Here is a 17,462-nt window from a genome sequence, read left to right on the forward strand (position 1 = left end):
CTTATTGACGGTTTATTTTTACCGCAAAAGGGGTATCGTTATAATGCGTTGAGCGATATGGATTAATATCAAGGCCGCCACGACGCGTATAGCGCGCGTAAACTTCAAGCTCTTTAATATTCAATTGAGTGGTTAAGTCGCTGTAAATACGCTCTACACATTGCTCATGGAACTCATTATGGGTCCTAAACGAAATTAAATAGCGTAATAATGACTCACGACACACTTGCTCACCAGTATAACGAATAATAATGCTGGCCCAATCCGGTTGCGAAGTAATTAAACAGTTCGATTTAAGCAGGTGGCTATGCAAGGTTTCGCTAACTACTTTATCGCTTTGTGACTTTAAAGAATGTGCGTCAATATGGTAGTTATCTATTTCAATATCTAACTCATCAATACACTCACCAGGAAGCGGTGTGCAAGGAATACAATTATAATCATCAGCGCTGTATAAGGTTACCTTTACCGGGCTGTTTACCGCATTTGATAAGTCTTCAATTAAATGTTGCTTAACAATGTCAATACTTCCAAAGCGACTTTGGTTAAAGCTGTTCAGATAAAGCTTAAACGACTTTGACTCTATAATGTGACTACTTTGACATTCGAAAGTAAATATCGCCACCGCAACTTGTGGTTTGCCTTTGGTATTTAACCAAGATAGTTCGTAACCGGTCCAAATATCTTGGCCTTTGAATGGTAATGCGGCTTCATCAATACTCAGCGCGTCGCGATTAAGCTTGCGAGCAATAGGAAAAAGCAAGCTGGGCGTGTATTGATCTACATACTCAGTAGATTGACCAAGTACGCTGCCTTTAAGATCGGGAGAATTGCTGTAATCTGTCATGTTTGCTCTTAAATAGTTACAATGGGGACATTATATCTAAATTAAATGAGTTTCACAGTATGTCTGTTGCAATGCAATTAGCCCAACTTCACCAACGCTTTAGTGAAAAAACTATCAAAAATACACAAAAGCAGCCACTCATCGCCCACGATGAGCAATGGCCAAGTCCTTGTGAAATAGGCACAGCCGATGAGCACGGTATGATTCAATGGCAAGCGATAGTGAGAGAGCCTGCAGGTTCTTTGGCTGATCTCGCTAACGCATTAGAGCTTGAATTTCCTGATGAACTTAGCCAGTTTTATGGCCATATGTTTGCTGGCAGTATTTTAGCCAGCGTTGATGGCCATCAAGTAGAATTATTACAAGCGTGGAATGAGGATGACTTTGACTTACTGCAACAAAATATCACGGGTCATGTTTTAATGAAGCGAAAGCTAAAGCAAGCGCCAAGTGTTTTTATTGGTTTAACTGATCAAGATGATTTACTTGTTACGGTATTAGTGGAAACAGGTGAGGTGTGCCTAGAGTATGTAGGTAAAAAGCCACATCATGTACTCGCCAAAAACCTCAGTGAATTTATAGCGTCGTTAGCAGTATAATTATAAGGTAATTTTAAGGTGTGATGTTTTAGACATAGCACCTTAAGTATGGGATTTATTGAAAATCCCATGAAATATTAGACACTAAACCACACGGCTCACACCTAAAATCAAATAAACCAAACCATGGCTCAGGTAATTTCCATTCACCTTGGCAACTTGGGCATTTGCGCTTAAGCTCCGAGGCTTTATCGACACCACCTACACGATATAAGTAATAGTAAACAGGCTTTTTAGTTAAAAAGCTGATGCGTTTGCTAATATCTTTACCTCGGCGATACAAATCACTTTGTGTGCTGGCTATTTCCTCTAGTGCAGGAAATTCACAGCGAGTTGCGCCATTAATTTGAATTTGATCGCATGCTTGCCAATCTTCTTGCCATTTAATCAGGGTTTTATAATCGCCATTGGCAATTGCCGGAATATTAAATAGCGGAACGGGTAAAAAGTCATCGCCACAATACAGTGGGCTGCAGGTGTGCACATACGTAGTATATAAAATATAGCTTGAGGGATCTTTACAACCATCGGCACCGTTTGAGTGAATGTCTTGACCTATTATTTTCACCTTTGGTGCTAACAAGCCTGCATCATGAAGCTTTTCAACACTGTGCTTTACAAATGCACTGTTGTTAAGAGGGTGCATAGCGTCTTCGGTCGGACACATAACGCGAGTGATAAAATAGCCATCTTTCAAAACCGTCGGAAATTCTTCTCCAATGATTTGGCCATTAAAACGTAATGCATTTACCAAGCGATTTATTGCTTGCTCGGCTTGCTCTAAGGTGGTGTCTTGGTAGCAGTCAAATGTTAAATCAACAACAAACATTTATAGTCTCAAATTATTTTGGCGCGAGTAATGTCAGTAATTGATCTAACTTTTGCTCAATTCTATCTAATTGAGAGTTGTTCTGATCTTCATTACTGACACTTTGCTTTGGGGTTTTCATTAAATTATAAATTGAATCAGGATTATTCTTATATTGACTCACCGCAGCAATAATAACCGGCATTGGGGTCGGTGTTGTTAAACGACTTTTAGTTAGTGCAACAGTGGGAACTTTGCCTTCATCAAGAAGGACTTTAATAGCTTCAAATACAGCAGCGTTCATTCAATTATAACTCTTTTATAAAGTAAGCTCGCAACATAGACGCTGCGAGCGGGTATGGTATCAATAAAGTGGCTAAGGCACATTAAAATGCGCCATAAAATTAATTATTTTTGACGAAGACGTACGTCTAATTCATCTATTACTTCACTCCAATCGCCATCAGCCGCTAGCGATTCGGCAATGAAATGTTGTTGGGCTTCATCCCAAAAGGGAGCATCTTGCAACAAGGTTGTATCGGCAATGGAGTGCGAGGCAATAAATGCATCTATTTGCGCATCCGAATCCGGCAGTCCTAGTTGGGCGAACAAGGTATTAATAGTATGTTTTGTTGTATCCATAATAATGCTCCTAAATGAATTAATATGTATTAACTCTAGGGGGAAATGGTATATCTAGCCAGTTTAACCCTTACTGAATCTATGCTTTATTTACTCAGTAGTAAGTCGCTAAAGCATGATCTGACTCAATACAGAGAATAAGCGTAATAACTAAAATGTAAATTCGCTTATTTATTGCTCTTGGGTATATAGTAATATAAGTATTTGGTCATCGTTGTAGTTCAAAATTAATCCCTTATGCGTTACTTGGCGTAATGACAGGGGTGTAAAATAATAAAGGAAATAAAATGACAGCCACAGCTGAATCGACAGACGCCTTTAGTGTTCAACATATTGCACCAGAGGATATAAGCACAGCAGCCAGCCTGATATATCAGGCATACCAAAACGATCCTATTTTACAAACTCTGCTAGGGTATAACGAAGATAACCCGCTCGATTATGAAAAAAAACTACGTGCACTTATTCGTGAAGAGCTCAGTAGCTTTTGGCAAGAGAAGCAGCCTTTAATTGGCCTTTACCGTAATGATAAATTAAAAGCGGTTGCCTGTGTGTTTGAGTCAAATAGCCAATTACAAGCTGAGCGTTATTGGCATTGGCGATTAAAGCTGATGCTAAGTGCAGGTTATTTACAAACGAATCAATTAATTGAAAAAGAAAAAACCATTCGTGACGCCTTAAAGCCGCAAGGGAATTATTACTTTTTAGCGTTTATTGCGGTTGATCCACACTTTCACGGGCAAGGGTTTGGTCGCACTTTACTTAAAGGTTTAGATGGCTTAATACACGATAATCCTGAGTCTTCTGGTATAGCGGTATTTGTGACTCGTGACGAGCATACGAAATTTTTTAAATCGCAAGGCTTTGAGCACTTTAAACAACTTTCATTTAACCAAGTTAAGGGTGAATTACTATTTAAAGTTGCTAATGCTCAATAAAGGTAGTTGTTCATAATGGCGTATCTGTAAGCCTATGTTCCAAATCGGGCACACAAGTGTGAGATATATCCTACATTAGTGTGCTCTTTGTCAGTTTAAATCCATTATTTATCCGTTTATAAGCATCAAGCTTCTGTTATTTATAGCTATTTTAGTTTTTTCAATTTTGTGACATTAAATTTTTTAGTTTTCCTCACTATTATACCCAGCCGTTTGGTTTAAACTTTACTTTGTCAAGACGACATAGCTCAATGACTGAGCTAATGCCATGGATATGGAATTAGGCAGCATAGTAGTGACTAGCAGGAAGCGCAAAGGACAAGTTAACACGGATGCAAGGATGAAACAGGAAGTACATGAAGTACTAAAATAGCTAGGAGCTATTTAAAGGATACCAAGGATGATGCGATAGGACATTGCAGGAGCGTTAGTTTACGCAGGACGGCCAAGGCGGCAAGAGGATATTGCAGGATGCAATGGAGGGCTAACACGGTAGTTTGCTCGTTCAGTGGATGATAAACAAGGATCAGGTAAAGGATACCTTACAGGATGTTGGCAATTAGGGCGTAACTGAGGTTACGCCTTGGTTTTTTGTTTACAAAAATTATATCTTATGTGGTGGCACAACCACACTTTTTAGCTTTTCATCTTCCATGATTAACACTCCCTGATAAGCATTTTCACCATCGCTTGAAAATTCAAAAATAAATTCGCTTTTCATGCCCGGTTTACCACTTTTTAAAATGCCAAACCGACGCTTGCTACAAGCCACACTCATTAGTTGTACCTGCAATTGCTCACTTTGGCGTTTGGCATGAACGTTCGCTGCTTCGGCTATTTTACGATTTAGCCAAAAAAAATAAATTACAGCCCCAATAAGTATGAACGTCCATAAACTAGCCATTTAAGAGAATAACCTTCCAATTGCGCGAGCTAACGTCTCGCTTCTGTTTTCTTTACGTAGTAATGCTAATAAATGTGGGCGAATAGTTGGAATTGCAACTAAATCTGCAAAAATGCTGGGAAATAACTCAGCTATTTTCTCATGGTGCGCACAGTTATCCATAAATACATGCAAACGCTGTGGCTCTTCTAATTGTTTAAAGCAGCGACCTGCAATAGTTAATAAAATGTCTGAGTCTTGCCCAAGCGTAGATTCTAAAGCGCAGTCAACCAGTTGTGCGCTAAGCCCTGTTGCTTGCCCTGATGATATGGCGCGAAGCGCGGCAGAAGCCGTAACCACATCATTATTCTTAAGAGCGGTTTGTCCATAACTTAACATTAACTCACTTAACGTGGGTGGTATTTCGATGTGTTCAAGCATTGCGCTTAATGGTTGTAATACTTCAACAGGTAAATTAGGCCACGCAGCGTGTAAGTGTTTTAAGTTATCAGCACTGTTGAGGCGATAAGCAAAATCAGCAATGCCTTGTAGTGCCACACTTTGCCAATTATCAAAACCAATCTGGCCACTAAAATAAAGCTGGGCATGCTCATAATACTGTGAGGCTGGTTGTTTTAATAACACTTTAACTTGTGCATTAAACGCCGCTAATTTATTAGCATTAGGAGTAAATACGTACGGGTTGTTATCGAGTTTGCCATCGGCTTGTTCGCCGGTAATTTCTGTTCCTAGTGCTTGAATTACCATGTCTGCAAAGTGGTCGCGGCTGGCACTAACGAGTTTACTTTGTTCATCAAGTGGGAATTTTAAAAACCACACATAGGGTTCTTTGCTAGCTTTACTGTCCCAAAATTGAATCGCTAGCCATGCATGGCCTGCTAATGGGTAAGGGTAAGGAACTTGTGCTTGTTCAACAGCTAAAAATTGTTGTTTATCAAGCTTGGTAATATGCCTGCCAATATCAAAAGCACGCCATTGAGTTCCTGCACCGTCTAAAAGCTGGCCTAATGTGGCTATATGTTCACTCATGAATTTCCAACTGTTTTTACTACAAAATTACGCTAATTATACGCCATAGCGACTGTTGAGGGAACAGGGTATAATTGTGCAATATACAAAGTAAAGGGTGATTATGACTGAGCAAACCCAACTCTATTTAACACAATTAACTGCGCTACTTAAAAAGTATCAGCTTTGGCAGAATGAGCCGATTGACTCTGCATTGTTGCATTCAAGCGTCCCTTTTTGCCATGATACTCTTGCATTTGAACAGTGGTTACAGTTTGTATTTATAGAAAAAATTCAACAGATTATTACAATGAAACAACCGTTACCGCGTAATTTTGCGATTGCTCCTATGGCGCAAATGACACTCATTGATAAGTCCGGAAGCGAAGAGATTATTTCTTTGCTGACGCAATTAGATTCATTGCTTGGAGAGTCAGATGACTGAACGTCCAGCGCCAGTTGAATACGGCGAACTGAACATTCTCTATCAAGATGAGAACTATGTAGCGATTGATAAACCATCAGGCTTACTTGTTCATCGCTCCTTTTTAGATAAGCATGAAACTCAATTTGCAATGCAAATGCTACGCGATCAACTCGGTCAGCATGTGTTTCCTGTGCACCGTCTTGATAGGCCGACATCGGGTGTGTTGCTGTTTGCTCTAAGCTCAGAAGCCGCGCGTGATATGAATCAGTTGTTTATTGAGGGCACGATCTCAAAGCGTTATTTAGCTTTGGTACGCGGATTTGCGCCTGAATCTGTTTTTTTAGATAAACCGTTAAAAGAAGAACTAGACAAAATCGCTGATAAATTTGCCGATCAGGGTAAAGATGCTCAAGAAGCACAAACTCAGTTTAACTGTTTGCACCAAGCTGCGTTGCCTATTCCCATAGGAAAATACCCAACGGTTAGGTATTCTTTGGTAGAGTGTTTTCCTAAAACAGGGCGTAAACATCAAATTCGTCGCCATTTAAAACATTTGTCGTTACCGATAATTGGCGACGTTAACCATGGTGATAACCAGCATAATCAGTTTTTTAGAGAGCATTTCTCCCTTAGACGATTAATGTTATTTGCTACAGAGCTTAGCTTTGTACATCCTTATAGTAACGAATCGATAATAATTAAAGCGCCACTAGGTGATGCAATGTTGAGTATTTGCAAACAGTTAGGGTGGCCAAGTGAAGAAAAGGATTATTAATGGTACATATTAGTATTTTTGTAGGCAGCGTGTACGGTGGTGCTGAACGTTTAAGTGAGCAAATAAGCGATACTATAGAGCAAACTGGCCATCAGGTAAGCGTATTTGCAGAGCCAAGTTTAGAAGATCTAAAAAATGCGACGCATATTTTAATAGTTACTTCAACAACAGGACAAGGCGATATACCCGCTAACTTGGCAGAGCTTTATAATCAGCTTAACAGTACGTTTCCAATGTTAACCAATAAAACATTTGGCATTGTAGCCATGGGTGACAGAAGCTACGGTGATACGTTTTGCGCAGCAGGGCGTAGCTTTGATGAACTATTACGTGACTTACAAGCTAAACCTGTGGGTAACCGACTAGAAATTGATGCCTGTGAAGACTTTGAGCCTTGGCCTGTCACCGAGCTTTGGTTACAAACTTGGCTTGGTAAATTACCCTCTTAAATGCGCAGACTCTAAATGAAAAAACATAAACTGAGTTTAATTGTGCTTGCAGGTGGCTTAGGTAGTCGCTTTGGTGGCAATAAACAAATTGCAGAGATTCCAGGGCTAAATTGCACTATTATGGAGCTGAGTATTATTGATGCGCATGCTGCAGGCGTGACGCAGGTGGTGCTGATAATAAACCAAGCGGTACGCAGTGAAATAGAGCGTACTATTTTGCCACGCTTGCCTAGTGATCTTGATGTGGTACTGGTGAAGCAACACATTGAGCAGGTTCCCGAACAGTTTAAAGCAACACTTGCCCAACGGAAAAAACCCTGGGGCACAGGTCATGCTCTGTTGTGTGCCAAAGCCCACATTAATAACCCCGCTATTGTGATCACTGCCGATGACTATTATGGCAAATCTTCGTTTGTATTACTGAGTGAGCACTTTAAAAAAAGCGCTGAATGGGCAATGGTAGGGTATCCGATTATTGATACTCTTTCTGAGCACGGTGGTGTTAATCGTGGGGTATGTAATATTGCGGATGGAAAGCTTGTTGCCGTAACCGAGTATTTGAATATTCAACAACAGTCTGAGCATACTTTTGGCGATAACCCACAGGGTTTACGTGAGAAAATTAGCCCCAACTCCCTAGGCTCGATGAGTTTTTGGGGGATCACTCCCTGCTTTTTTGACTATTTGCAACAAGGCTTTGAAACGTTTTTACAGCAATATAACGTGAATACTCAGCAAGAGTACTACTTACCTGATCAAATCCAGAAAGCTATTAATGTAAAAGCACAGCCTGTATTTGTATACACTGCAAAAGAGCCTTGGTTTGGTGTTACCTATAAATCAGAACTGACAAGCATTGCGGCTACTTTGTGCGCATTACGTCAAGCGTAGCTATTAAATTATTATCGCCTTGAGCGAAAAGAGTGAAGTAGAAAATGAATACAGTTCCTATAGAAGTTTATTTATCTGAGAGTTTTGGCCTTGACGAGAAGCATGCGAGCATAAAACCCATAGGCAGTGGGCATATAAATACTACTATGTTATTAAGTACTTCGAAGCGGTCACTGGTTGTACAAAAGCTTAATACGGTGGTGTTTCCAAAACCACAGTTACTTGTTGATAATGCGCGATTAATAGAGCAACACTTAAGTAAAAAACAACAAGCAGGTGAATTCAATCTAGCAATAGTACGCCATGTAGCGACGACTCAGAATGACTATTTAGTTAATGATGATGATGATACTTGGCGAGCACTTGAGTTTATTGGTGGCAGCTACAGTGAAGATGTGGTTAATACTGCTAGCCAGGCACAAACAGCGGCCAATGCATTTGGCCAATTTGCACAAGCGCTACAAGACTTTGACGCGAACAATTTACATGCCGTTATTCCCAATTTTCATAACTTGGCCATGCGTGCAGAAGTCTTCAAGCAAGTGGTTAGCACCGATCCTCATAAACGTTTGGCTCATTGTCAGGAAGAGGTTGATTTTTGCCTGTCGCAGCTTTCACTTATCGATGAGCTTAATGCCCTTGAGGGAAAAGTGCCTATTCGTGTGTGCCATAACGATACTAAAATAAACAACATGCTATTTTGCTTAGACTCTAATAATGCAAAAGCGGTGATAGATTTAGATACCTGTATGCCTGGTTATTGGCTTAATGATTTTGGCGATATGGTCAGAACATTTTGCTCTGCAGAGCAAGAAGATTCAACGGCGCTTGAAAAGGTAGGTGTTCGTGAAGATATTTTTGCAGCGATTGTTAAAGGCTATGTTGAGCCACTAAAGGGGGTATTAACACCCGCCGAGAAACAAAGCTTTTGGTTAGGTGCTAAAGTAATGCCCTTTATGATTGGCTTACGCTTTTTAACTGATTATATAGATGGTGATAATTACTTTAGCGTTAAGCATAAGAGACACAACTTAGATCGCGGAAAAAACCAATTTGCCTTATACAAGGATATAGTAAGTAAGCAGCAGGTCTTAAAGGAGATTTTGACTCAGGTATAAACCCAATTAATTATATTGCTCAAAGCGTTATAACTAAAACTTTGAGCAATATAAATTGAGGTTAAACATTGAAAGTATGTGTTAACTTCCAACATCTCAATTTTTTACTTATTAAGCATCCGCTAGTTTTACACGGATTTTGCTTTTGTCTACTGTGGTTTGATTAAGCGCTTTAATTGCGCCTTTAACTTCAATGTCATTAGGCATTTCTACAAAGGCAAAGCCTTTAGATTGGCCTGTTTCTTTATCGAGTACCAAGTTACAGGTGGTCACTTTACCGTGAGCCGTAAATAACGTACGAAGATCATGCTCAGTAGTGGCACGTGATAAGTTACGAACTAATAATTTCATATATAACCTAAATAATGGGTTCAAGCATAATTATCTCAAGTAACCTTGCTTTAACCTAACGTTATTTTATAAACAGTAAAAATAACTATTAAAAAACAAAAAACCGCCTAATGGCGGTTTTTTATACATTGCGAGAGATTACTTTACTTCTTTACCCGCTGCTTGTTGATCTGCATGATAGCTTGAACGTACAAACGGGCCTGAAGCGGCGTGTGTAAAGCCAATTTCATCAGCATATTCTTTTAATGCGTCAAATTCAGCTGGTGGCACGTAACGCTTAACGGGTAAGTGATGCTTAGACGGTTGTAGGTATTGCCCTACAGTAAGCATATCAACGTTATGAGCACGTAAATCACGAAGTACTTCCTCGATTTCGCTAATTTCTTCACCAAGGCCAACCATTAAGCCTGATTTTGTTTTAACCTCAGGATGGGCTTCTTTAAAGCGACGTAATAATTCAAGAGACCATTTATAGTCAGCACCTGGGCGCGCAAGTTTGTATAAACGTGGCGCAGTTTCTAGGTTGTGATTAAATACATCTGGCGGCGTTTCAATTAAAATTTCTAACGCTCTGTCCATACGGCCACGAAAATCGGGCACTAAAATCTCAATGGTAATTTCTGGATTATGCTTACGAATTTCGCGGATACAATCAGCAAAGTGCTGAGCACCACCGTCACGTAAATCATCACGGTCTACAGAAGTAATAACCACATAGCTTAACTTCATGTCTTTAATGGTCAGTGCCAGCTTTTCAGGCTCAGCGGCATCAGGTTTTAATGGGCGACCATGTGCAACGTCACAAAATGGACAACGACGTGTACAAATAGCCCCTAAAATCATAAAGGTCGCTGTACCGTGGTTAAAACACTCTGATAAGTTAGGACACGAAGCTTCTTCACATACAGAGTGAAGGCCGTGCTTACGCATTGCTTGTTTTATGCCGTCAATCCGCTCGGTTGACTTGGGTAAGCGAATTTTAAGCCACTCTGGCTTACGGAGCATTTCGGTTTTTTCTGTTGGTAAAACTTTAACGGGGATCAACGCCATTTTTTCTGCGTCGCGTAGTTTTACACCTGGTTCCATTTTGACTGGTTTATTCATTCGTTTTCAAACCCTTCAGTATGCTTAACCTGTGTTGCATTAAGCTTCTTGATCATGTGTTTTACCAGCCCTTCACCTGCAGCTTCAAGGTTTTGAGGGCCATTTAGTTCTTTAGTTTGCACCATATTCATGCCCGCATAACCACATGGGTTAATGCGTAAAAATGGACTTAGATCCATATTAACATTTAATGCCAAGCCATGAAATGAGCAGCCACGACGAACTCGTAAACCTAAAGATGCAATTTTACTGTCGTTAACGTAAACACCAGGGGCATCCGCTTTCGCGTATGCATCTATGGCGAACTCTGCAAGGGACTCAATGATGCACTCTTCAAGCCAAGTAACTAGCTCTCGCACCCCAATTTTTAAACGACGTAAATTAAATAATACATACATCATTTGCTGACCAGGGCCATGGTAAGTAACCTGTCCACCGCGGTCAACTTTAATCACTTCAATGTCACCTGGGGCGAGTAAGTGCTCATCTTTACCGGCTTGGCCTTGGGTAAATACACTTTCATGCTCTACTAACCAAATTTCATCTGGCGTATTTTCATCACGGGTGTCGGTAAAGTCTTGCATTTTTTGCCAAATCGGCATGTAACGCTGACGACCCAGTTGGCGTACGATTAGGGTGTTTTCGCTCACAACAAATCTCAACTATAGCTTAAAGCATATGGCGCACGTCATCGATATTGCTGATCACGTTGTAAATTTCTTCAATGTGTTTGCCGCTTGTTACTGTGGCTACTAAAGTGACTGACTCATAGTTACCTTTACTGCTCGGTTTTACTTTTGGCGCATAATCACCCGGAGCGATAGGTTGTAACTTTTCTAAAATTTGATCAGTTAAGTTTACGTTTGCTAAACCCATAATTTTAAATGTAAACGGGCAAGGGTACTCTAGGTACTCATCAAATTTAGTGTTTTTAACAGGTTCAACCACGACGGGAACTCCTCAAACAAAAGTGTTGGCTCAACTTATACGTTAAGCTTAAAACTGACAGGCTAATGACAATCTTGAAATGATGTTACTTTTGACCTAAGCCAACGATAGTCATTCAATACGATTGGTATATATGGGGCGCATTCTAGCACTTTTCAAGCAAAAAAAAACGCCTCACAGAAGAGGCGTTCATATTACTTTACTCGTGCTTACATTATTTGTAAGCGTAAGTAGTCATATATTTTGCTGAAGAAGCTACCTTCTTGTATTTCTTCAAGCGTAACTAGCGGATATTGTGCAATATCTTCGCCTTCAAGTTGTAAAAACAGCGTGCCTACTTTAGTGCCTTTAGCTAAAGGTGCTTCAAGCGTATCGTCAAGCTCAAAGTTTGCTTTCAGGTTTTTATGTTGGCCACGAGGGATTGTAATAGGGGTGTCTTCTAAAATACCTAAAGAGACATTCTCTTTGTTACCCATCCAGATGCGTTGCTCTGCAAAACTATCGCCAGCTTTGTAAGGCGTAATTGTTTCAAAAAAGCGGAAACCGTAGTTAAGCAGTTTTTTACTTTCAACTTTACGCGCACGCTCACTTGAAGTACCCATAACTACCGCAATTAAACGCATGTCGTTTTTCGTTGCCGAGGTGACTAAGCTGTAACCCGCATCAGATGTATGGCCTGTTTTAATACCATCAACATCTAAGCTTTCATCCCATAACAACGAGTTACGGTTATATTGCTTTATACCATTGTATGTAAATGACTTTTCTTTATATAGTGCATATTCGTCCGGCACATCTCTGATCAAGGCTGCGCCAAGTGTGGCCATATCGCGTGGCGTTGTGTAGTGCTCGTCTGTATCAAGACCGTGACTATTAATAAAGTGAGTATTTGTCATGCCTATCTTTTCAGCATGGGCATTCATTAAATCTGCAAAGGCACTTTCGCTGCCTGCAATATGCTCAGCCATGGCAACACAGGCATCATTACCTGATTGCACAATAATACCGTGATTAAGTTCATCTACACTTACTTGCTTACCCACTTCAATGAACATTTTAGATGATTCAGGAAAGTTTTTTGCCCACGCTTTTTCACTGATAGTTACCATATCGGTGGGTGCGATATTACCCGCATTTATTTCTGTACCAATTACATAACTAGTCATCATTTTAGTTAAGCTAGCAGGAGCAAGTTTTGTATCAGCTTCACCTTCTGCAATCACTTTACCTGTGGTGAAGTCCACCAAAAAGTAACCTTTAGCATTAACTTGAGGAGGGGCTGGAATAATTTGTGCGGTGGCTGAAAAGACGGCGGCAGAACAGACTAAGCCGCAAACACCAGTAAGAATTTTATGTTTAATAGATTTCATCATACTCATTAATGGTTAAAGTTAAAAATATGCATTCTCCCTATTCTAAAGGGCTTACTGAGTGTAAAGCAAGAACGCGTTTTGAAATTGATTTTGTTTTAATGTTTCTAGTACTTGTTGCGCGTGTTGGGCATCTTTTATCGGCCCTAAGTGCAATCTATACATACCGTCTTTTTCGACGATATTTGTTGGTAATTTATATTGCTCTCGTAGTGTGTGTGCCAATGCTTCTATGTTGGCTAACGTACTACCTGCAGCTACTTGAACATAGGTTTTTCGTGCATGGGTATCTGCAAGGGTAATCGCTTCAAGCTTAACCTGTGCTGTACCGTATTTATGGTAGCCAAGTTTATAGGCTGCAGCATAAGAAAGATCAATGATTCTATCGTCATGAAAAGGCCCGCGATCGTTAACCCGTACTATAACAGATTGGCCATTGGCTGTATTTGTTACGCGCACAAAACTCGGTAAGGGCAAGGTTTTGTGAGCTGCCGTCATAGCGAACATATCGTAAATTTCGCCGTTAGAGGTGTGATAACCATGAAATTTTCGGCCATACCATGAGGCAATGCCCGTTTCTGAATAACCTGTTTCATCGAGCATAGGGGTATAACGTTTGCCCAACACTTCGTAAGGGCGTGTGGTGCTCGCGCTTTTTATAACTTTAGTGACAATAGCATCTTGCATTTCTAATTCAGTTGGTGCTCGAAGAGGCGCTGCATCATGGCGCATGCTGTAACGGCTATTTGAACTGCTACATGCACTTAAAAAGAGGCTAACGAGTGTAATAATTATAAGTTGTTTATAAAGGCGCATTATTTTAAGAGCATCCTTTTATCTGTGGCAATCGACATAATAATGCCAAATGCAGCCATCAAGGTCACCATTGAGGTGCCGCCATAACTAATTAATGGTAAGGGAACACCTACAACAGGTAATAAACCCGAGACCATACCAATGTTTACAAAAATATAAACGAAAAATGTGAGTGTCAGAGAGCCTGCGAGTAACTTGCCAAAAGCTTCTTGTGCATTAACTGCAATAAATAATCCACGGCCAATGATGAATAAGTACAGGCTAAGTAAAATACACACACCAAATAAACCAAACTCTTCACTCAGTACAGAAAAAATAAAATCGGTATGTCGTTCAGGTAAAAATTCCAGTTGTGATTGTGTGCCTTGCAACCAGCCTTTGCCTTCGATACCGCCTGAGCCAATAGCAATTTTTGATTGAATAATATGATAGCCAGAACCAAGCGGATCGCTCTCAGGATCTAAAAAGGTTAGTACTCTTTGCTTTTGATAATCGTGCATACCATAGTGCCAAAATGGCCACGCTGCCAAAGCAACAACTGAGCTTAAAAAGCCAATTAAACGCCAACTCAAGCCAGATAAAAACAATACAAACACCCCCGAACTGGCAATCAAAATTGAGGTGCCTAAATCGGGCTGTTCCTTAATAAGTAAGGTGGGCAACATTACAATGGCAAAGCCAATAATTAAATGAAGTGGACGCGGTGGTAAGTGGTTACGACCAATGTACCAAGCCACCATCATAGGAACCGCTAATTTCATCAGCTCTGAGGGTTGAAAGCGGGTAATACCTAAATCTAACCAGCGTTGAGCGCCTTTAGAGCTTACACCAAATAGTAGTACTCCAACTAGCATGAGTAACCCTAGGCAATACATGGGAATGACTAAGCGTTTTAACGTAGCGGGGGGGATTTGCGCTAAAACAAACATTCCAATAATTGCACCTGCCATGCGGGTTACATGGCGGATCATCATAGCCGAGTCTTGGCCAGAGGCACTATAAACGATAGTGATGCTGCCAGCCATCATCAGTAATAAAGCAATTAAAAGTGGCAAGTCGATATGCAGGCGTAGCCAAATAGAACGCTTATTATGTAAAGCCGTCATGGTACTTTACTCCCTGAGGATTGAATTGGGTTAGCTGCAAAATAATAATCCATTAATTGACGGGCAATAGGCGCACCTACTGAGCTTCCGCCTCCGGTATTTTCTACCACAATAGACACTACTATTTGTGGGTTGTTGTAGGGGGCAAAACCGACGTAAATGGCGTTATCACGTTGGCGCTCTTTAAGTGCATCGGCGTCGTAACGCTCGCCTTGAGCAATACTGACTACTTGGGCTGTACCGGTTTTACCTGCTGGATCGTAGGTAGCGCCTTTAAACGCACGATGGGCAGTTCCGGTGGTTTTTTTAACGGTGTTATGCATGGCATCAATCGCGATGCGCCAGTTATCTTCATTATTGAGTACAACAGGTGGCTTTTCTTCATTATTGAGCTGAGTAATTTGATCTTCTTTTTTAGCAACTTGCACTAAATGAGGAGGGTGATTTATCCCTCTGTTAACTAAAATATTAGTGGCATTCGCTATTTGAATGGGGGTGGCAGTCCAATAACCTTGGCCAATTCCTACAGAAATAGTATCGCCACGCCACCACGACTCTTTAAAACGATCTTCTTTCCACTCTTTTGAGGGTAAAATAGCGGTTGTTTCTTCATGAATATCAATACCGGATAACTCACCAAAGCCAAAGCGAGCCATAAAGTTACTTATTTTGGTGATCCCCATACGATAGGCTGCGTCATAAAAGTAGGTATCGCATGACTCTTCTATTGCCTTGTAAACATCAACATGGCCATGGCCCCAACGTCGCCAATCTCGCCATCTATGCTCTACGTTTGGTATTTGAAAAAAGCCTGGATCCCACATGGTGGTGGTTTCTTGCACTATGTTTTCTTCTAATGCCAAAATAGCCATGTGCGGCTTAATAGTTGATGCGGGTGCATAGCGTCCTTGAGTGGTACGGTTGATCAGTGGACGATCAGGGTTGAGTAAGGCTTTGTAGTCTTTACTGCTAATACCGTGCACAAATAAATTGGGGTCATAACTTGGGTTTGAATAAAGCGCTAGAACACCGCCATCTTTTGCATCCATTACCACAATAGCGCCGCGCATATCTTTAAGTGCATGTTGGGCTATTTGTTGTAAACCAATGTCGAGAGTAAGTACTAAGTCGTCACCCGGCTGCGGTGGATCCATGTTTAAGGTGCGAATAATACGGCCACGGTTGTTTACTTCAACCCGCTGTGAGCCGACTTGTCCATGTAATAATGGCTCGTAATACTTTTCGATACCCAGTTTACCAATATCATGCGTGGCTCGGTAGTTTGTGGCTTCATCTTGTTGTTCAAGCTTATTTAATTCTTTTCTATTGAGCTTTGCAACATAGCCTAATGCATGGGTTAAAGTATCGCCAAAGGGATAATATCTTGCTAGGCGCGCTTCAATGCTAAACCCTGGAAATTTATGCTGGTTTACTGAAAACATCGCTACTTCGTTTTCATTTAAACGGGCTTTGAGGACTTGGCTTTTAAAACGTCGAGTATGTTTTATATCATCAAGAAAATCAGCTTGTTGTTGCTCGGTTATTTCAATGATTTTGCTGATAGACTTCAAAGAGGCGGTTAAATCATCAACTTCTTCGGGGATCACTTCAAGGTTATAAACGGGCTTATTTTCGGCCAGTAAAACACCGTTGCGGTCATAAATAAGTCCGCGATTAGGTGCAATAGGGATTACTTTTATGCGGTTGTCATTAGAGCGAGTTTGGTAATCTTGGTGGTCGTCAACTTGAATGGTGTACAAGTTAGACAATAATATGGCTACTAAGGCTAAGATAAAAATAAAACCCACAAATGCACGCCGAGCAAATAAATTAGCTTCTGCTGAGTGGTCGCGAATAGTGGGTCTTCGTTTTAGCATGGCAAGAAACTACTCGCGATGATAAGGGTGGTTGTTATTTAAGCTCCAGCCTCTGTAAAGACTTTCAGCAACAATAATGCGTACTAAAGGGTGTGGAAGCGTTAAATTTGATAACGACCATTTTTGCTCAGAGGCTGCAATACACTCGGGAGCTAAGCCTTCTGGTCCACCAATCAGTAAACTGACATCGCGACCATCAAGTTGCCACTTTTCCATGTTTTTCGCTAGCTGGTGAGTATCCAGTGCTTTACCGGTTACTTCCAGTGTGACAATACGATTGCCTTTAGGTATGGCGGCTAAGGTTTTTTCACCTTCGGTGTGTAAAATACGCTTTATATCTGCGTTTTTGCCACGTTTACCTGCAGGTATTTCGATTAGTTCCAGTGCCATATCTTTGGGAAAGCGGCGCTGATATTCTGCAAAACCTGTTTCTACCCATGCTGGCATTTTTGTACCAACAGCAATCATTTGTATTTTCACGACG

General features: G+C 40.8%; 22 protein-coding genes. 7 read left to right on the top strand and 15 right to left on the bottom strand.

The annotated features are described in order from the left end of the window. Nucleotide 1: 1 nt before the first annotated feature. The gene (queF, locus tag MTF66_RS29485; protein ID WP_138622728.1) at nucleotides 2–847 is read right to left on the bottom strand and encodes an NADPH-dependent 7-cyano-7-deazaguanine reductase QueF; all 846 of its coding nucleotides are present in this window, start codon (nucleotides 845–847) and stop codon (nucleotides 2–4) included. A gap of 59 nt (nucleotides 848–906) precedes the next feature. Between queF and syd the strand changes: the two genes are divergently transcribed. Further along, nucleotides 907–1,446, top strand: a complete 540-nt coding sequence (syd, locus tag MTF66_RS29490; RefSeq protein ID WP_010388242.1) for a SecY-interacting protein — start codon at nucleotides 907–909, stop codon at nucleotides 1,444–1,446. Nucleotides 1,447–1,501: 55 nt separating this feature from the next. Here the strand turns inward: syd and MTF66_RS29495 are convergent, their stop codons facing one another. The 3 genes from MTF66_RS29495 to MTF66_RS29505 form a co-directional block, all read right to left on the bottom strand. Further along, nucleotides 1,502–2,275 (bottom strand): Zn-ribbon-containing protein, encoded by a 774-nt coding sequence (locus MTF66_RS29495; RefSeq protein ID WP_138622730.1) that lies wholly within the window; start codon nucleotides 2,273–2,275, stop codon nucleotides 1,502–1,504. A 13-nt stretch (nucleotides 2,276–2,288) separates the two neighbouring features. Then, a complete protein-coding gene (locus MTF66_RS29500; protein WP_008109411.1) occupies nucleotides 2,289–2,558 on the bottom strand; it encodes a hypothetical protein in 270 nt (89 codons plus the stop codon). Nucleotides 2,559–2,662: 104 nt separating this feature from the next. Next, on the bottom strand, nucleotides 2,663–2,896 hold the full coding sequence (locus tag MTF66_RS29505) for a DUF2789 domain-containing protein (RefSeq protein WP_138622732.1): 234 nt from the start codon (nucleotides 2,894–2,896) through the stop codon (nucleotides 2,663–2,665). Between the two features lie 287 nt (nucleotides 2,897–3,183). Here MTF66_RS29505 and MTF66_RS29510 point away from each other — a divergent pair, with 287 nt between their 5' ends. Further along, nucleotides 3,184–3,834 carry a GNAT family N-acetyltransferase gene (locus tag MTF66_RS29510; protein ID WP_008109415.1) on the top strand — a complete coding sequence of 217 codons (651 nt, stop codon included), beginning with the start codon at nucleotides 3,184–3,186 and terminating at the stop codon, nucleotides 3,832–3,834. 604 nt (nucleotides 3,835–4,438) lie between these two features. Here MTF66_RS29510 and MTF66_RS29515 read toward each other — a convergent pair. Together MTF66_RS29515 and MTF66_RS29520 are read right to left on the bottom strand one after the other, a co-directional pair. After that, on the bottom strand, nucleotides 4,439–4,738 hold the full coding sequence (locus MTF66_RS29515; protein WP_008109417.1) for a DUF3301 domain-containing protein: 300 nt from the start codon (nucleotides 4,736–4,738) through the stop codon (nucleotides 4,439–4,441). Next, nucleotides 4,739–5,767, bottom strand: a complete 1,029-nt coding sequence (locus tag MTF66_RS29520; protein WP_010388256.1) for a DUF3549 family protein — start codon at nucleotides 5,765–5,767, stop codon at nucleotides 4,739–4,741. A gap of 103 nt (nucleotides 5,768–5,870) precedes the next feature. On the opposite strand from MTF66_RS29520, the gene MTF66_RS29525 reads away from it, so the two are divergent. Genes MTF66_RS29525 through MTF66_RS29545 form a run of 5 tightly spaced genes read left to right on the top strand, consistent with a single transcriptional unit; the run spans nucleotide 5,871 to nucleotide 9,406 of the window. Further along, nucleotides 5,871–6,191 carry a YqcC family protein gene (locus tag MTF66_RS29525; protein ID WP_054202447.1) on the top strand — a complete coding sequence of 107 codons (321 nt, stop codon included), beginning with the start codon at nucleotides 5,871–5,873 and terminating at the stop codon, nucleotides 6,189–6,191. After that, nucleotides 6,184–6,948 (top strand): tRNA pseudouridine(65) synthase TruC, encoded by a 765-nt coding sequence (gene truC, locus MTF66_RS29530; RefSeq protein WP_138622734.1) that lies wholly within the window; start codon nucleotides 6,184–6,186, stop codon nucleotides 6,946–6,948. The genes MTF66_RS29525 and truC overlap by 8 nt, the downstream gene beginning before the upstream one ends. Continuing rightward, complete coding sequence (locus MTF66_RS29535) at nucleotides 6,948–7,397, top strand: flavodoxin (RefSeq protein WP_248529404.1); 450 nt, start codon at nucleotides 6,948–6,950, stop codon at nucleotides 7,395–7,397. Before truC ends, MTF66_RS29535 begins: the two co-directional genes overlap by 1 nt. Nucleotides 7,398–7,412: 15 nt before the next feature. After that, complete coding sequence (locus MTF66_RS29540) at nucleotides 7,413–8,288, top strand: sugar phosphate nucleotidyltransferase (protein ID WP_138622738.1); 876 nt, start codon at nucleotides 7,413–7,415, stop codon at nucleotides 8,286–8,288. Nucleotides 8,289–8,332: 44 nt separating this feature from the next. Continuing rightward, nucleotides 8,333–9,406 carry a phosphotransferase enzyme family protein gene (locus MTF66_RS29545; protein ID WP_138622740.1) on the top strand — a complete coding sequence of 358 codons (1,074 nt, stop codon included), beginning with the start codon at nucleotides 8,333–8,335 and terminating at the stop codon, nucleotides 9,404–9,406. A gap of 111 nt (nucleotides 9,407–9,517) precedes the next feature. On the opposite strand, the gene MTF66_RS29550 is transcribed toward MTF66_RS29545, so the two are convergent. The 9 genes from MTF66_RS29550 to rlmH form a co-directional block, all read right to left on the bottom strand. After that, complete coding sequence (locus tag MTF66_RS29550) at nucleotides 9,518–9,757, bottom strand: RNA-binding protein (protein WP_138622741.1); 240 nt, start codon at nucleotides 9,755–9,757, stop codon at nucleotides 9,518–9,520. A gap of 138 nt (nucleotides 9,758–9,895) precedes the next feature. Continuing rightward, nucleotides 9,896–10,861, bottom strand: a complete 966-nt coding sequence (gene lipA / locus MTF66_RS29555; RefSeq protein WP_008109434.1) for a lipoyl synthase — start codon at nucleotides 10,859–10,861, stop codon at nucleotides 9,896–9,898. After that, nucleotides 10,858–11,511: a lipoyl(octanoyl) transferase LipB gene (gene lipB, locus MTF66_RS29560; protein WP_008109436.1), complete on the bottom strand. Its 654-nt coding sequence runs from the start codon at nucleotides 11,509–11,511 to the stop codon at nucleotides 10,858–10,860. Before lipB ends, lipA begins: the two co-directional genes overlap by 4 nt. Before the next feature lie 19 nt (nucleotides 11,512–11,530). Further along, nucleotides 11,531–11,809: a DUF493 family protein YbeD gene (ybeD, locus tag MTF66_RS29565; protein ID WP_008109437.1), complete on the bottom strand. Its 279-nt coding sequence runs from the start codon at nucleotides 11,807–11,809 to the stop codon at nucleotides 11,531–11,533. 209 nt (nucleotides 11,810–12,018) lie between these two features. Next, nucleotides 12,019–13,179, bottom strand: coding sequence for a serine hydrolase (locus MTF66_RS29570; protein WP_008468004.1), 1,161 nt, complete (start codon nucleotides 13,177–13,179; stop codon nucleotides 12,019–12,021). Between the two features lie 54 nt (nucleotides 13,180–13,233). Further along, entirely contained in the window at nucleotides 13,234–13,995 is a 762-nt protein-coding gene (locus tag MTF66_RS29575) for a septal ring lytic transglycosylase RlpA family protein (protein ID WP_138622743.1), read from the bottom strand. Beyond that, nucleotides 13,995–15,101, bottom strand: coding sequence for a rod shape-determining protein RodA (gene rodA / locus MTF66_RS29580; protein ID WP_010388283.1), 1,107 nt, complete (start codon nucleotides 15,099–15,101; stop codon nucleotides 13,995–13,997). The genes MTF66_RS29575 and rodA overlap by 1 nt, the downstream gene beginning before the upstream one ends. After that, entirely contained in the window at nucleotides 15,098–16,978 is a 1,881-nt protein-coding gene (gene mrdA, locus MTF66_RS29585) for a penicillin-binding protein 2 (protein ID WP_010388286.1), read from the bottom strand. The genes rodA and mrdA overlap by 4 nt, the downstream gene beginning before the upstream one ends. Nucleotides 16,979–16,987: 9 nt before the next feature. Further along, complete coding sequence (gene rlmH / locus MTF66_RS29590) at nucleotides 16,988–17,458, bottom strand: 23S rRNA (pseudouridine(1915)-N(3))-methyltransferase RlmH (RefSeq protein WP_008109455.1); 471 nt, start codon at nucleotides 17,456–17,458, stop codon at nucleotides 16,988–16,990. Between the last annotated feature and the right edge of the window lie 4 nt (nucleotides 17,459–17,462).

It is taken from the genome of Pseudoalteromonas sp. 2CM39R (genome assembly GCF_023161845.1).

What these genes read in the sequence shown, in the direction of transcription:
- queF (WP_138622728.1), bottom strand. Translation starts at nt 847, where the DNA reads ATGACAGATTACAGCAATTCTCCCGATCTTAAAGGCAGCGTACTTGGT.
- syd (WP_010388242.1), top strand. Translation starts at nt 907, where the DNA reads ATGTCTGTTGCAATGCAATTAGCCCAACTTCACCAACGCTTTAGTGAA.
- MTF66_RS29495 (WP_138622730.1), bottom strand. Translation starts at nt 2,275, where the DNA reads ATGTTTGTTGTTGATTTAACATTTGACTGCTACCAAGACACCACCTTA.
- MTF66_RS29500 (WP_008109411.1), bottom strand. Translation starts at nt 2,558, where the DNA reads ATGAACGCTGCTGTATTTGAAGCTATTAAAGTCCTTCTTGATGAAGGC.
- MTF66_RS29505 (WP_138622732.1), bottom strand. Translation starts at nt 2,896, where the DNA reads ATGGATACAACAAAACATACTATTAATACCTTGTTCGCCCAACTAGGA.
- MTF66_RS29510 (WP_008109415.1), top strand. Translation starts at nt 3,184, where the DNA reads ATGACAGCCACAGCTGAATCGACAGACGCCTTTAGTGTTCAACATATT.
- MTF66_RS29515 (WP_008109417.1), bottom strand. Translation starts at nt 4,738, where the DNA reads ATGGCTAGTTTATGGACGTTCATACTTATTGGGGCTGTAATTTATTTT.
- MTF66_RS29520 (WP_010388256.1), bottom strand. Translation starts at nt 5,767, where the DNA reads ATGAGTGAACATATAGCCACATTAGGCCAGCTTTTAGACGGTGCAGGA.
- MTF66_RS29525 (WP_054202447.1), top strand. Translation starts at nt 5,871, where the DNA reads ATGACTGAGCAAACCCAACTCTATTTAACACAATTAACTGCGCTACTT.
- truC (WP_138622734.1), top strand. Translation starts at nt 6,184, where the DNA reads ATGACTGAACGTCCAGCGCCAGTTGAATACGGCGAACTGAACATTCTC.
- MTF66_RS29535 (WP_248529404.1), top strand. Translation starts at nt 6,948, where the DNA reads ATGGTACATATTAGTATTTTTGTAGGCAGCGTGTACGGTGGTGCTGAA.
- MTF66_RS29540 (WP_138622738.1), top strand. Translation starts at nt 7,413, where the DNA reads ATGAAAAAACATAAACTGAGTTTAATTGTGCTTGCAGGTGGCTTAGGT.
- MTF66_RS29545 (WP_138622740.1), top strand. Translation starts at nt 8,333, where the DNA reads ATGAATACAGTTCCTATAGAAGTTTATTTATCTGAGAGTTTTGGCCTT.
- MTF66_RS29550 (WP_138622741.1), bottom strand. Translation starts at nt 9,757, where the DNA reads ATGAAATTATTAGTTCGTAACTTATCACGTGCCACTACTGAGCATGAT.
- lipA (WP_008109434.1), bottom strand. Translation starts at nt 10,861, where the DNA reads ATGAATAAACCAGTCAAAATGGAACCAGGTGTAAAACTACGCGACGCA.
- MTF66_RS29570 (WP_008468004.1), bottom strand. Translation starts at nt 13,179, where the DNA reads ATGAAATCTATTAAACATAAAATTCTTACTGGTGTTTGCGGCTTAGTC.
- MTF66_RS29575 (WP_138622743.1), bottom strand. Translation starts at nt 13,995, where the DNA reads ATGCGCCTTTATAAACAACTTATAATTATTACACTCGTTAGCCTCTTT.
- rodA (WP_010388283.1), bottom strand. Translation starts at nt 15,101, where the DNA reads ATGACGGCTTTACATAATAAGCGTTCTATTTGGCTACGCCTGCATATC.
- mrdA (WP_010388286.1), bottom strand. Translation starts at nt 16,978, where the DNA reads ATGCTAAAACGAAGACCCACTATTCGCGACCACTCAGCAGAAGCTAAT.